The 14,118-nt window shown below is 38.9% G+C and carries 11 protein-coding genes; 2 read left to right on the top strand and 9 right to left on the bottom strand.

Annotation, left to right across the window (positions count from 1 at the left end; all coding sequences use genetic code 11):
• Positions 1-551 precede the first annotated feature (551 nt).
• Complete coding sequence (locus MSKOL_RS00720) at positions 552-1,514, top strand: glycosyltransferase family 2 protein (protein ID WP_048153253.1); 963 nt, start codon at positions 552-554, stop codon at positions 1,512-1,514.
• A gap of 210 nt (positions 1,515-1,724) precedes the next feature.
• On the opposite strand, the gene MSKOL_RS00725 is transcribed toward MSKOL_RS00720, so the two are convergent.
• The 9 genes from MSKOL_RS00725 to MSKOL_RS00765 all read right to left on the bottom strand — a co-directional run bounded on the left by MSKOL_RS00725 (position 1,725) and on the right by MSKOL_RS00765 (position 12,312).
• Positions 1,725-3,260, bottom strand: coding sequence for a lipopolysaccharide biosynthesis protein (locus MSKOL_RS00725; RefSeq protein ID WP_231592325.1), 1,536 nt, complete (start codon positions 3,258-3,260; stop codon positions 1,725-1,727).
• Positions 3,261-3,852: 592 nt separating this feature from the next.
• Positions 3,853-4,899: a polysaccharide deacetylase family protein gene (locus MSKOL_RS00730; protein WP_048153254.1), complete on the bottom strand. Its 1,047-nt coding sequence runs from the start codon at positions 4,897-4,899 to the stop codon at positions 3,853-3,855.
• A gap of 57 nt (positions 4,900-4,956) precedes the next feature.
• Complete coding sequence (locus tag MSKOL_RS00735; protein WP_048116783.1) at positions 4,957-6,384, bottom strand: nucleotide sugar dehydrogenase; 1,428 nt, start codon at positions 6,382-6,384, stop codon at positions 4,957-4,959.
• 96 nt (positions 6,385-6,480) lie between these two features.
• A complete protein-coding gene (locus MSKOL_RS00740; protein WP_082090996.1) occupies positions 6,481-7,419 on the bottom strand; it encodes a UDP-N-acetylglucosamine 3-dehydrogenase in 939 nt (312 codons plus the stop codon).
• A gap of 45 nt (positions 7,420-7,464) precedes the next feature.
• Positions 7,465-8,547, bottom strand: coding sequence for a DegT/DnrJ/EryC1/StrS aminotransferase family protein (locus MSKOL_RS00745; protein ID WP_048153255.1), 1,083 nt, complete (start codon positions 8,545-8,547; stop codon positions 7,465-7,467).
• Between the two features lie 63 nt (positions 8,548-8,610).
• Positions 8,611-9,279, bottom strand: coding sequence for an N-acetyltransferase (locus MSKOL_RS00750; RefSeq protein ID WP_048153256.1), 669 nt, complete (start codon positions 9,277-9,279; stop codon positions 8,611-8,613).
• Between the two features lie 503 nt (positions 9,280-9,782).
• Positions 9,783-10,031: a hypothetical protein gene (locus MSKOL_RS19655; RefSeq protein WP_048116790.1), complete on the bottom strand. Its 249-nt coding sequence runs from the start codon at positions 10,029-10,031 to the stop codon at positions 9,783-9,785.
• 548 nt (positions 10,032-10,579) lie between these two features.
• Positions 10,580-11,422, bottom strand: coding sequence for a CPBP family intramembrane glutamic endopeptidase (locus tag MSKOL_RS00760; protein WP_052725294.1), 843 nt, complete (start codon positions 11,420-11,422; stop codon positions 10,580-10,582).
• 2 nt (positions 11,423-11,424) lie between these two features.
• A complete protein-coding gene (locus MSKOL_RS00765; protein WP_048153257.1) occupies positions 11,425-12,312 on the bottom strand; it encodes a DUF1616 domain-containing protein in 888 nt (295 codons plus the stop codon).
• A 901-nt stretch (positions 12,313-13,213) separates the two neighbouring features.
• Here MSKOL_RS00765 and MSKOL_RS00770 point away from each other — a divergent pair.
• A complete protein-coding gene (locus MSKOL_RS00770; protein WP_048158065.1) occupies positions 13,214-14,113 on the top strand; it encodes a glycosyltransferase family 2 protein in 900 nt (299 codons plus the stop codon).
• Positions 14,114-14,118: the final 5 nt, after the last annotated feature.

The raw sequence follows: 14,118 nt of genomic DNA on the forward strand, positions 1-14,118 counted from the left end.
TCACTTTTTTAATAGCTTTCTTTTCCTCTAAATAAAACAAACTCTATAGTTTATTTTATCTCATATGATTATCTTTATTTCTTATTTCTCAATATTAAAAATTGCGGCAAGTGGTGAGCAGGAATAATAGAGTTTTGAAACTTGAAATATTTCTAAATAGATTCTCACAAAGATCCAGAAGTTTGCGGGACTGAAATCTTAAAGGTCTGAGCTTCCATACTATTGATTCTCAAGCTTACTTTTTCATATATTTGTCTATATTTTTAGAATATGTCAGTTAATACAGATTTTCAATAGTCGATATTTCAATTGTCCAATTTTATGTCTGTACTAACATAGGGTCGAAGCATACTGATGCCAACCATCTACTATTCTTTTTAAAGTCTACCTGTCAATAAATTTATATATGTATTTTTCCAGATTTCACTTTAAAAACTAATCTTGTTGTAATGTTTAATAGATCTAATCTTTTCCAGATTCAACAACTTTCAGGATCTTCATAACTAATCTTCTAAATATATACGTGGCTACACGAAGGGGGGTTATCAAGAATGAGTGATCAGTTACTTATGAAAAGTGGCACAGGGCCTATAATAAATAAAAGAAATAAATGTACTATAAGCAGAGCTTCTAAAAATGTCACAGTTGTCCTTTCTGCCTATAATGAAGAAACATCTATAGGAAGTATTGTACTTCTCACCAGGCTCTATGCTGATAGGGTGATTTTGGTTGATGACGCCAGTTCAGATCAAACAGCAGAGATAGCAAAAAAAGCCGGGGCTGAAGTGATGATAAACAAGACTAGTAGGGGCAAAGGTGCGTCTCTAGAAACAGGTTTTGAAGCTGCAGTACATCTCGGCGCTGATGTAATTGTGACAATGGACTCAAGAGGTCGCCATAACCCTGAAGACATCCCAAGGCTCATTGACCCGATAATAACAGGAGGTGCAGATGTGGTCAATGGGACTCGGTATTTAAACAAGGTGAGCAAGAACACTCCTGTTTACCGTCGTGTTGGGCAAACAATTCTGGGTAGATTCGCCAATAAAAAATCTGACAAAATTAGAGATTCTCAGGTCACTTTTCGCGCCTTTACAGCCTCTAAAAAAGATATTATCTTCGATGCCCGGGACCTGGCAACAGAAGACGAGATGCTTATAAATGCAGACAAATCTGGCCTTCGCATAAAAGAAATCGAGATAGGTACCCATTATACCTTTGAAGACCCAATACAAGCTCCAGTTAAGTATGTTCGTGGAGTACTAAAGACTGTAATCAGGGATATAGAGGCCAATAAGCCACTATACTTCTATGCAGTGCCAGGTTTTGCCCTTGCAACATGCGGTTTTTGTATGGGTGTGAAGTTTCTTGAAGTCTTAGTCCTTGGAATAGAAAGCCTTCATTTCTGGTATGTAATTATAATGATTTTTCTATCTGTTGCCGGAGTATATATGACAGTGAAAGGAATTGTACTGCATTCCCTGGCAGAGGTGGCCCAAACTGAGGCTACATAATACCTGATACACAATTACTCAAGATCATACTCTGGGAATATCGTCAAATAGAACATGTTGAAATGAAAAAATAAGATACAGAAAACGCTTTTAACGGTGTGCGAAGTAAAAAGTTCAGTTTTCTTTTAGTTTGCTTGAACAGGCTTTCTTGGGGTTTCTTAATTAAAGCCTGACTTCATGTTTTCAGGTTTCATTGTTTGAACGAATTCTTCAATTTTTGAATTCTCCAAATATCTTTTTTATCTGTTCATCGCTTTTCAAGATATACAGATAGTATAAACAGACAATTACACCGGAAAAGATAACAAGCAGTATCTGGTTTATTTCTATAATTTTAAGGGCAATAATGATAGCTCCTGCAGGAACAAAGAGAATAAAATTCGAAAATACTATTTTCAGGGCTCTCGAAGTCTTTACTCCGGCATAGGACATCATCTTTAGGCAAAGGTAACCGTATACTGCAATACCTGATAGTGAAAAAAGAATCAGTGCCGCACGGGCACTTCCAAGCAAGCCGCCGATTATAAGGGAAAGGAGGCGTGTTATCAGGTTGAATAAATTATAATGAAAACCGAAGTGATATTTTTCGACTACTACGTATATAGCAGTTAATGGAGAGGAGATAAACCATACAAAAGCCCAGAGACTAAGAATCTGAGCGTAGATGCCTGCTTCTGTCCAGGCTTTTCCAAAAATAACCGTAAAGACGTCGCCGCCGACAATTGTCAGGATAAGTATCGGGAACATGCCTATAACCACAAGCATTCTGAACACATTCTCAACAAGGGAAGGGAGAGTGCCCTCGGTGAAGGCTCTTGAGGCTCTCTGGAAAAATACCTCTGAAATCGAACCTCCAATGAAACTCATCGGCAGCTGCAGAAGGCGAAAGCCGAGAGAATAAAAACCTACTACTGCAGGAGTGAAGAAAGCCGAAAGAAGGAAAGCAGGAAGCTGCCAGGATACTGAGTTCATGAGGGCTCCCCATGTATCTACAAATGAGAACTTGCGGTACTTCTTAAACCCCTCATAAATTTTTTCCCAGCTCAGACTTTTTACAATTAATTTCCTGTCATCTCTCCAGATCTGTCCTCCAAGTACAAATGTTGCAATAGACTGACCGGCAAGGCTTCCAACTATCAACCCTCCTGCTCCAATCTTTTTTGTAACCCCCAGGCCTATCTGTGTTGCAGTACTCGAGAACGAACTGAAAACTTTTGCAAATGAAAGCCTTTTAAAAAGTTTTGTTCTTGTATTCCAGCTATTCAGTGCAAGAAATAACCCGTTTACAAAAATAAAAGGAGGTACAAGCCAGAGATAGTTTCCTATCTGCTGAGAATTTAGAATATTAACTATTGGTTCTTTAAAGTACCATATGACTGGAAAGGTTAAACCTGTTACGAATAGCACTGCTAGAAAACTCAGTCCCAGCAGGTTTACAGCCTCTTCACTCGATTCAGGTAGCATTATGGAATATTCGTATCTCATGCAGGCAATAACACTGATAATGCTGGTGATAGAAAGGTAAAGAGCCCAAACTCCAAAATCATCAGGCCCATAGAGGCGAGTCAATACAGGAGCAGCTAAAATTGTAAGGATTTGAGCAAAGGTTGTTCCGCCTGCAAGTGTTATCACATCAAAAACAAAGCTTTCTTTTTTGCTGTTATCAGACTTTTTCTCTGCTGCATCTGCTGTTCCTTCATCCATTTCCGGTACCTTAAAGAAATTTCCTTTAGAGCTGAAATCCATTTAGTCCTACATTTTCAAGCCGCGTCAAAACTTTAAAAATTAAGTTATATCTTATACTAATGTATGATATTCTCAAGCTGATACTGAATATTAGACTTTTTCCCTCTAGACCCCCTATAAATAAACACCTTGAAATAAATCTATCGGTTTCCTCAGTCTATATAAACGTTAACAACTGGAACCATATATTTTCTCCTGACTCCTCATTTTCTCTTCCGTTATCTTTAAAACCACTTTATCACATTTTTTTATAAATTCTAGCGAGTTACAGTCATAATGAATATTTTTAACGCAACGTCAGTGTTAATTTTTAAAGAATTTCGGTCCCAAAAACGGTAGTATCCGCTTTACCAACCTCAAGCCCGTTCTAAATTGAAAAAAGTTATTAATTATGCTTGTCTTCGGCGGTGATTTTATATTTTTTCAATGTGTTAATTTGATAGTGTTAATTGATAGTGTTAATTGATAGTGTTAATTGATAGTGTTAATTGATAGTGTTAATTGATAGTGTTATTTTGCTTATGTAAAGAAACTAATCTATCTTAGCATCTGGTGATTATCAACTGATTCCGATCACGTACCTGGTTTTTTTTCAATATCGTGGTTCAATATTGGTAGACCACCAGTTATATATTTCCTCTCCACTTGCAAGCCATGCTTTTTTGCCGGAAACATATTTGAGGAATTTTTCGTAGTATTTAAGGCCTTCTCCATCAATGGATGTATTGTTGTGCCATAGAATTGTGATTACACCATTATACTGTTCAACTTTATCAACAAGGCTTTTTGTGAGTTCCCAGGCCGTTTTAACGTCAAGCCGCATGTAACTTTTTAATAACGTCCGGTCCATAACTATGAGAGGAAGCTCAATGATATCTATTTGTTTTCCAGTGTTTATATTATATGGCCTGAAAGGATGACACATACCATTTCTAAAGCCTGCACAATCCGAATACCCAAATGTTGTGTCATACTTAAAGTTTGCTTTGCTTAACAATTCCCATGTATCCGGTACTTTAAACCTTAAATAATGATTCCTGTACCCTATAATTTCCTTACCCAATACTTTTTCAAGTCTCTGCTTTTTTTCCTTTATATCTTCCAAGCTTCTGTAAGACTCATGCCCTCCGTGCAACCCTACTTCCCAACCATGAGTGGATATATACTTCAACTCGGCTTTGAGATCCTCAATTTCATAATTGAAATCTTTCTCTCCAGGCCTCAAGGCCAGAAAATAAAAGCTGGATTTTGCATTATATTTTGCCTCCAGCTCCATTATTTCTCTAAAGTTCCAGCAAGGGTTAAACTTTTTGCAAATTCTACAAAAAGGCGTCTTTATAGCATCTGTTAAATTTCCTTTAGCAAAAGCTTTGGCAGTTCCAATGATCGTGTAGATCTTTTCCGGATATATCACATCAATATCATGAGTAAGGCAGACTGCGAATTTTTTTCCGTCTGGATACTCAGGGTGTAACCCGTTTTCTACCAGAAACCTGGAAACACTGGGATCAAAAATATTCCTCTGGCTGCTTAAATAGTACGGAAACCTATCGTACTGGTCAGTAAAGGTCAAATTGTATTCTTCTTTTTTGCTAAATAGATCCCAGAGTTCCTCATTTTGTTTCAGTTCCTCGATCATCTTTCATCCTTTTTCCAGATTTTAATGCCCTAACTTTTTTTTTAAATAAATTTTAGTTTACATTAATAAATGTTCGTTTTTATCGCCTCTCCCTATTCCCTTATAGACAAATCCCTTACTAATAAATTCGTCCGGTTCAATTACATTTCTTCCATCTACAATAACTGGGTTTTCTTTGTCTGTAATTTTCTTTACCCAATCAGCCTTTATATCAGAGTATGCACTGTGCCCTGCAAGAATGACCACAGCATCCGCGTCTCTGATAACATTTTCAAGATTATCTGAAATCTCAATTCCTGGATAGTTCACAACATAAGGATCATGCACAGTAACTATTGCACCTGCCTTCAGGCAGAGTTCCCTGTAAGGTTCTGAAGGCGTGTTCCTTGCATCATCCGAGTCCCGGATGAAAGCCCAGCCGAGAATTGCAATCTTTGAGCCTTTCATTTCCTTTCCAATCCTTTTAAGAGCTGCAACAGTCAGGTTGTACATATGGGCAGGCATGAAATCATTGACTTTTCTTGCGAGCACGTAGATTGAATCTGCACCTTCCGGATAGTCAAGCTGTCCATTACCTATCTTAACTCCTCTCTCCAGGTGGTATGTATCTTTTGTAAGGCAGTGACCTCCAACGCCTGCTCCTGGCCAGAGTATAGCTCTTGTAATGCCTTCTCCTTTTAGACTGTCTACTCCAGTCCTTACATCGTACACGTTTATACCCATAGCTTCACAGTAAAGGGCAAGCTGGTTAATTGCTGCAATCTGGAGGTCGCGGAAAGTGTTTTCTGCAGTTTTCGTTACCTCGGCTGCAGTTGCACTCATAGGAATTACTTTCCCCACAGTCAATACAGGAGAATAGAGCTCGATAGCCCTCCTGGTACTTGCTTCGTTTATACCACCCACAATTCTATCATGTTCCCTGATATTTTTTAAAAGCCTGCCTACCATTACTCTTTCAGGGGCATGGGCAAGAGCAAAGTCTTCTCCGGCTTTTAGGCCTGATTCTTCCTCAAGAATCTTTTTTGCCATACCTTCGGTTGTACCAGGAGTAATTGTGGACTCAAGAACTACGAGCATTCCTGGTCTCAGGTATTTTCCTACGTTTCTTATACCTTCAATAAGTGCGGAAAAGTCAGGTTCCAAATCTTTAGGATTTGCAAAGGGAGTTTGGATTGCAAGCGTTACGGCATCAAGTTCTGATATCCTTGAGAAGTCGGGAGTGCATTCAAACTTGCCGGCTTTTACAACTTTGTTAATAAGGTCTTCCAGACCAGGCTCCTCTCCTTTAAGAGGACTCTCTCCACGGTTGAGCATACCAATCTTGTAACTTGAACTTTTTGAATTGCGCTGGAAGCCAAGAACTTTATTGAAACATGGAGCATCTGCGAAAAGAACCGCTGAAGGAATACCTACATAGCCCATTCCAAGTACTCCAATTTTTTTTATTGGGCCTCTTTCCTGGAAAAGTTTTTCTAATTTACTCATGTATATCACTTTCTAAATTGTTTTTTTCAGATCTTTTCAAACCTTTCTCATTTTCAAAAGTTGTCGAGATTTTACTTTTTCAGAGTCTTTTTCGGCTTATTGTCCTACTTCAATTAATCTTCCTTCTTCATAGGATTTTATAGCGGCCATTGCCACTTCAAGGGCATGTTTTCCGTCTTCTCCGCAAGGGTTAGGATTTTTACCCTTCGTAGCACAATCTATGAAATAGGTGAGTTCGTTTTTCAGGGGTTCGCTATGTTCTACTTTGGCTTTTCTTATCCATTCGTTATCGTGTAGCTGTACTGTCTGATTAATATAGTCCAGATAGGCAACTCCCTTAACTCCAATCGCTGTTAGCTGCCTTATCTTGTGAGGAGTCAGCCAGTTTGTTTCCACAACCCCTGCAAAATTATGGTCCATACGCAGGATAATTGAGGCGTGATCTTCAAATGAGTGAATGTCAGCACCTGCAATTGCATAAACACTATTTATTTTCTTGCCGTAAAGATATGAGATCACATCAATATCATGTACACCAATATCCAGGATTACTCCCACGTCTCTTATTCTCGGGTTATAGGGTCCTACTCTTTTGGTTGAGATTGAGACTATCTTTCCCAAAATGCCTGAATTTATAATCTCTTTGAGTTTTATAACTGCGGGGTTAAAGCGCTCAATGTGCCCAACCATAAGGATTTTTCCCGCTTTTCTTGCAGCTGCTATCATCAGGTCCGCGTTTTCAGTCGTGTCTGCAATCGGTTTTTCTACAAGGACATGTACGCCTGCCTCAAGAGCATCAAGTACGACTTGCTTATGCAGTTTGGTGGGCACAACCACACTTACCGCATCAAGTCCTTCGGCTAACATTTCCTTATAATCTGTAAAGGCTTTTGTCTTGAACTGCGTAGCCATTGCTTCAACACGCTTCTGGTCTACATCCGAGATTCCGGCAAGCTCCACGTCATTCATTTCATTGTAAATCCTTACGTGGTTCTGCCCCATAGCACCTGTACCTATTACTCCTACTCTAATCAAAAGTTTCACTTCCTGATTCTGAGAATGCGGTGGCTGGAAAACTAATCAGTCCTTTGCATAAAATTCTTTGGTCGCGTCAATTATTTCCTGTAAATCAGTTCTGGATAATGCAGGGTGCACAGGGAGAGATAGAACCTCGTCGGCTGCTTTTTCTGCGACAGGCAGTGAGTCCCTGTATCCAAGTTCCATGTAGAAAGGTTGCTTGTGAATAGATATAGGATAGTGGACTCCTGTTCCTATTTCTTTTTCTTTCAGGAAAGTTGCCAGTTGATCTCTCTTTTCTGCTCTTACCGTATACTGGTGGAATACGTGGGTGCAGCCGGTTCTTATTGCTGGTGGCATAATTCCGGATATACCTTTTAACCCTGCTGAAAGAATCTCCGCATTCTTTTGTCTGGTTGCTGTAAAACCATCTAGCTTTCCGAGCTGTACAAGTCCGATTGCAGCTGCAATGTCAGTCATGCGCAGGTTAAAGCCCAGCATTTCGTGCAGATATCGTACTTTTGAGCCATGGGCCCGAATCATTTTTGCTTTCTCTGCAATTTCCTTATCGTCTGTAGTGAGCATTCCACCTTCGCTGGTTGTCATATTTTTAGTAGGGTAAAAGCTGAATGCTCCTGTTCCGAAGCTGCCCACTTTTTTTCCAAGGCATTCTGCACCATGGGACTGGCAGGCATCCTCAATTACAATAAGCTTATTATCATCTGCAATTTCCATTATCGCTTTCATGTCTGCAGGGTGCCCATAGAGGTGAACAGGCAAAATTGCTCTGGTTTTTGGAGTTATTTTCTCCTGAATTCTTTCAGGATCTATATTATATGTATCTGATTCAATATCTGCAAAAACAGGTTTTGCCCCGGTATAAAGGATACTGTTTGCTGTTGCAATGAAACTGAAAGGACTTGTAATCACTTCATCTCCTTTTTCTATACCATTGGCAAGAAGCGCAATGTGCAAAGCTGCAGTGCCAGAGTTCACAGCAACTCCATGCTCACAACCAGTGTATTCAGAAAAAGCAAGTTCAAATTCTTCGACTTTCGGGCCCTGTGCAATCATGCCTGACCTCAGGACCTCTGTTACTGCATCAACCTCTTCCTTACCCATCAGGGGCTTGGCAATTGGGATCATTTTAGAACCTCTTTTAATAATCTTGATAAAACTAATCTTACTCACGATTAATTTTTTATAAGTTTATATCTGATTCAATTCCTTTAAATCTTTGGGGAGTTCTCGTATTCTGGCAGGCGCTCCAATTGCAAGTTTCCAGGCGGGCACGTTTTTTGTCACAAGTGCTCCCCCTGCAACCATTGCTCCTTCTCCTATTTCAACATCGGGAAGTAAGGTGGCGTTTGCACCGATAGACGCACCTTTTCTCAATACAGGACCCTTCAATTCGTATTTCTTTCGAATAGGATATTTATCGTTGGCCAGAACAGCACAGGGCCCAATAAATACATTGTCCTCGATAACAACATTGGTTGGAATGTAGACATTTCCCTGGATGCTTACGTTATTTCCTATTTTTACATGTCCATCTATGATGACATTGGTTCCAATAAGAACATTGTTTCCAATTTCTGTATTTTCTCTAATCATTACGTTATGCCCGGTTTTGAAGTTTTTTCCGGTTTTTACATTGGAAAATATCGTTGAGCCAGCCCTTACAATTGAGTTTGGACCTATGGTACACCCTGGAAAATCAAAGTTTTCAGTTTCGACGTTTTGCCTCAGGATTTCCATCAGGACCCTATGTTCAGGGTATCCTAGAATCACATTTTCCATTATTACTGTGTCTTTCCCAATTACAGAGGTTCCGTATATCTTAGAAGAATTGTGAATTTTAAATTCAGTAGAGTTCATTGTTCCCCCCGTTCTTCTGGTTTTTCTTAGCCAGATAAACTTTCTGTTGGAGCATAAAAACATCTGCTTACTTTATGCAGTTTTTCATAATCATTCATTTCATAGTTTTTCATGTTCCCGAGAATCGGGCTATTCAAGCTCTCAGGACAAACCCAATATATTGTTATTGCTTTTTTTATATTCATTTCTTTGATTTTTCTAACTACCTCTAAATTTTTAGTTTAAAGGGCTCTTTAATTATTTAATGATTTGGTTCATTTTTCTACTCTTCTTTCCTATCTTTTCTAAGAATTATTCAATTATATTCTGCGTTTATATTTTTACAATATAATTTTTAATTTTATTCTTTTGATTGCAAACTCAAACTCATAGTATTTTCTTTATCTATTAAGGAAACTTCCTACCTTTTTCCAAAATTCGAATTTTATGCCTCTTCTCTTGATGTTTATCAATTGTATGAGGAGGATTTTTATATCTTATCGCGTATTTGTTCCTGTAATATGCTAATCAACTCTAGGAGTGCTGACTACGCTTACAAGTTTAATAACGTCCAACTCCGTTTCTTCAGGTGTGCTCTCAGTAACTACCGTAACACCGGGAATTCCTGAAGGCGCATCTGTGGCTGCGGCAGTTTTACTTTTATTGCTTTTGCTCAGGGACTTCCTCCCTGCATCGAAACACTGGGAAAGTACGGTAAAGGTTTCTTTGAATATGGGAATTATTCCACTGATGTTTTCCTTTGGTGCAATCATTCTCTTTAAGGTTGTCGCACTATTTTAATGGCTTTTCAGAGGGCTTCCGTCAGGTGTTCGCTCCGATTCCCATCTCGGCAGAGTGCGGCTCTGCAGTTCACTGCCCTTTCTGCTCCACTTTTCTTCGCTCATGAGGGCTGAACTATGGGTAAGTAACAGTAATCTTGTCTCATGAAGTATTTCTGGATATAATCACACTTTTTTAAGAATGATTGTCGTACTTGACTCGGTTTCGGCTGCCGGGGTAATTTTGGTTATACTCGGCAGTTGATGAGTTTCATTTACTTTTTTATTCTGGCAGAATACAGTTTATACCTGAATTCTCTGGTTAATTCTCAAAAATGTAAAAAACGCGAAAAGCATAGGGAACTGCTAATATTTACTCTATTCTGTCTCCATTATTGTAGAAACCTAAGTGAGTTTTTCCTGATTATAATCGAGAGTAAATCTGTAAAGAAGTTCCCGCTATATCGAAGATTTTGCCTTTGGCTTAATTTCCTTTGATCGAATCCTTTCTTTTTTGGAATACATTAGTAGACGTAGAGAGTTTAAAGGAGAAGGGGGATAATCCCGAAAAAGAACACATTCATAAACCCATGAATTAATGCAACCAGCGGTAGGCTTCGGGTTCCGTAATATAGGTAGCCTATAACAGCACCCACCAAGGTTATGTAAAATATTTCGTAAATGCTCCCATATCCTGAGTGCATTAACCCGAATAAAATACTTGTAACTATCAACGCTTCCCGGCCGCCTAATACTATTTCTAACCGGGTCTGCAGGACTGACCGGAAGATCATCTCTTCTATAGGGCTCACGAGAAATACCATAATTATGGTGAGATTTATGATGTTAAGGATTGAAAGATCCTGAATAAGAGGATTTTTTCCTACTATGATATATTCTCCTGCTCCTAATAAAAGGCCCATGAATATTGATAATGGAATATATATCCCTATTTTTTTGAAAGTTATTCCAAGCTGTGCGGGAGTAAACTCCTGATTAATGGCTGCAATGCTTACAGGAATTGCCAGAAGGCAGTATATGAAAATAAGGTTGTAAAGTTTTTCTTCATAGAAAAGAGGCATTGAAAAATCTACCAGACGCAGGATCGGTAGAAGGAGAAAACTCTGATAGGTTTTCTGAATGTCCTTGTTTTTTATATATATTATGGAAAAGGAAAGCCCAAGCAGAACTAATGCATGTATTTCCATGCCTGGGAGTTTCCTTCCCGAATATATCATCAGTTCCGCAAGAGCAATAGCTACAATCGGGATTCCGAGATAAACCCATTTGTTTTCGATCTCGGGTGTTTTTTCCTTTAGATTCTCAGACATCTTCGTTTTTATGCCTTCCGGAGTCTCCACATTATAAATCTCAAATGCTCCCATCTTCACACCTCCTCTCCAACATTTATCCAGAGGCGCAGATCTTTGTATGGTATATTCTTTTCAGTTTCATTGAAAAGCAGGAACTCAAGCTTCATATTATCTCCTTCAACAGAAGGTGTAATCTCAAAAGGTTCTACAAGGGTCTTATTATTGGCAAGCCTGATATGCTGCAGATTTTCCGGAAGAGGCAGAGATTGATTTTTAAGCCTTACTTCCATTGTATAGTCCATTGTTCTGTGTTCATTATTTGTTATTCCTATAAAGTAGGTCCCACTTTCTCCCTGTATATAATCTGTTTTGTAGTCGTTAGCCGTTCCATTGGCCCCAAGAACGTAGAACTCCGTATATGGTTCTTTGTCCTGAGGCACAAGAACGACATAAACTCCAGTTCCTATCAAGATAAGGAAAGAAAGAGCTAGAATTATTCTAAGGTTTTTCTCTGTTTTAGATTCCGGCTTTCCTATTATTCCTGATAGCAGGGTGATAGCAAGATCCTTGAAAGGGACATCAAATTTACTGTCTGCAGGTAGATAGTTTCTTCTAACGTATGCTGTTGCCAACATGATCAGGGTAAATATGGAGATACTTGTTATGAGAGGTATCTCTTTGATTCCCCAGGAGGTATAATTGAGTGCAAGCCCTATCAAAGACACAATTGAGACACTCATTGCGACAGAAAGAGCTATCCTTTCCATTCCTTCAAGTCCGCTTTTTTCTGGAAAAAGCATGGCTATGAGGGCGTATCCTGGAAGGAAGAGGATCAGTGGTAGACCAAGAGCTGTGCGAATAAGGCTTCCGCTAAGTACAGGAATTAGTACGAAAATATCTGTAAGAATTACAAGGCCTGCTACTAACAACAGGTCAGATGGGAACTTCTGGTTTCCGGCCATATAACTCCTCATAAAACGGTTTTATGTTTTTTGGCTTCCCAGCCTTTTCGTTATTCGGGCTAATCTGCCAATTTCTCTGTTCCCTTATGAGGTTTTTCGGAAACCTTCCGATTTCCTCTTACCGGCTGCTTTTCAGTCTTCAATTGCGAAGAGTTACGCCGGAAAGGTGAAAGTTGTCCGAGCTTTAATCCCGGTTTTTTTCTTATTTAGCAGAATATATTTCCTGAATTATATTCGTTTTCAAGAATGTTTTAACCCGATCTACTCAATAACTTAGTTGTATAAAATATCTTTCCCTTTTCCTGAATTGTATTTAAAATACTTTTCCCTTTTTTTCTATATCCCTTAAAGAACTTTTAGCCTTTTGAGTCTCCCTCTTTCTACTTTTTTAAATATACTTTCGGGGTTGAATCCGCAGGGTTGCAAACGTTGACATCTAACAAGGAAGTCTTTGAGTTCTTATATCTGTATAATTTTTTCTTTTATTATTCTCTTATTTTTGTAAATAATTGATACCTTTTAAGCTACTATTATGGTTAACAGGCATTTCACATGGGTTTAATTATTTTTCGTTATCGGGGTTACTGGCTAATTATTTTTCGTGTCTAAATGCTTATATAGCTCGTATATTAAAACAGATACAGGTCTTGCATTAAATGCTGTGACTCACTTACGGAGTATTTATGTTCCTTCTTTTGGGTAAAAAGAGGAGAACAAGTCCCCCAATTGATTCTCTGTAAATGTAGCCGTAAAAGACCTTTTGAAACCCTCTAAAAATTATGGAGCGATGACTCTGAAAAATATATTTGCAGAATTTGGACTTTTTACTGATTCTTCCCTAATAAACTATGTTATCAAGGAGACTTCTTACCTTTATCTTCAAAGAGGTAGATGATTGCATATGGCCATTACGATTGCAGCCATGCCTGCTTATAACGAAGCCCATGCCATTGCAGATGTTATCAAGGGTTGCAAAAAATACGTCGACAGAGTAGTAGTTGTAGATGACGGAAGCACCGATAATACTGTCGATATCGCCGAATCTCTTGGCGCCTATGTAGTTCGTCACGAAACAAATAAGGGATATGGAGCAGCCCTAAGAAACTGTTTTGAAACCGCCCGTAAGCTCGATGCAAATGCTATGGTCATAATTGACTCTGACGGTCAACATGACCCCTCCGAAATTCCCAAGCTCCTTGAACCCTTGAAAAATGGGTTTGATCTGGTAATCGGCTCAAGATTTGTCAATGGCAACGGTAAAAATGTCCCTATTTATCGTAAATTCGGGATGAAAGTCCTTGATATCGCAACCTATATTGCAGGCGGTCTGAATGTAACGGATTCACAAAGCGGATTTCGAGCTTATGGAAAAAAAGCTATTGAAAACATAAATTTGAATGGAACAGATATGTCTGCGGGCTCTGAAATTCTGATTCAGGCCAAGGATTATAAATTAAAGTTTACTGAAGTGGAAATCCATTGCAGATATGATCTTGAGGACTGCTCAAGTGAGCATCCTTTCATACATGGTCCTAGAGTCCTGTTCCGCATCCTTAAAGATATGGAGTACAGACGGCCTTTGTACTATTTCTCTGTTCCTGGCTTAATTATGACATCTACGGGCTTTCTTATGGGATTAATATTTTTACAGGATTTTCTCATGGGAGGATCCCTGCGCTTTGGGCCAACACTCCTTATGGTCATGCTAACGGTTATAGGAGCCTTCATGGTGTTTACCGGAATAATACTGCATGCCATCTCAAGAATGATATTTTTAAACGAGAATATTCGAAAACAGTAATGTTA

This window comes from Methanosarcina sp. Kolksee, assembly GCF_000969945.1.
Classification (GTDB): Archaea; Halobacteriota; Methanosarcinia; order Methanosarcinales; family Methanosarcinaceae; genus Methanosarcina; species Methanosarcina vacuolata.

What these genes read in the sequence shown, in the direction of transcription:
- MSKOL_RS00720 (WP_048153253.1), top strand. Translation starts at nt 552, where the DNA reads ATGAGTGATCAGTTACTTATGAAAAGTGGCACAGGGCCTATAATAAAT.
- MSKOL_RS00725 (WP_231592325.1), bottom strand. Translation starts at nt 3,260, where the DNA reads ATGGATTTCAGCTCTAAAGGAAATTTCTTTAAGGTACCGGAAATGGAT.
- MSKOL_RS00730 (WP_048153254.1), bottom strand. Translation starts at nt 4,899, where the DNA reads ATGATCGAGGAACTGAAACAAAATGAGGAACTCTGGGATCTATTTAGC.
- MSKOL_RS00735 (WP_048116783.1), bottom strand. Translation starts at nt 6,384, where the DNA reads ATGAGTAAATTAGAAAAACTTTTCCAGGAAAGAGGCCCAATAAAAAAA.
- MSKOL_RS00745 (WP_048153255.1), bottom strand. Translation starts at nt 8,547, where the DNA reads ATGATCCCAATTGCCAAGCCCCTGATGGGTAAGGAAGAGGTTGATGCA.
- MSKOL_RS00750 (WP_048153256.1), bottom strand. Translation starts at nt 9,279, where the DNA reads ATGAACTCTACTGAATTTAAAATTCACAATTCTTCTAAGATATACGGA.
- MSKOL_RS19655 (WP_048116790.1), bottom strand. Translation starts at nt 10,031, where the DNA reads ATGATTGCACCAAAGGAAAACATCAGTGGAATAATTCCCATATTCAAA.
- MSKOL_RS00760 (WP_052725294.1), bottom strand. Translation starts at nt 11,422, where the DNA reads ATGGGAGCATTTGAGATTTATAATGTGGAGACTCCGGAAGGCATAAAA.
- MSKOL_RS00765 (WP_048153257.1), bottom strand. Translation starts at nt 12,312, where the DNA reads ATGGCCGGAAACCAGAAGTTCCCATCTGACCTGTTGTTAGTAGCAGGC.
- MSKOL_RS00770 (WP_048158065.1), top strand. Translation starts at nt 13,214, where the DNA reads ATGGCCATTACGATTGCAGCCATGCCTGCTTATAACGAAGCCCATGCC.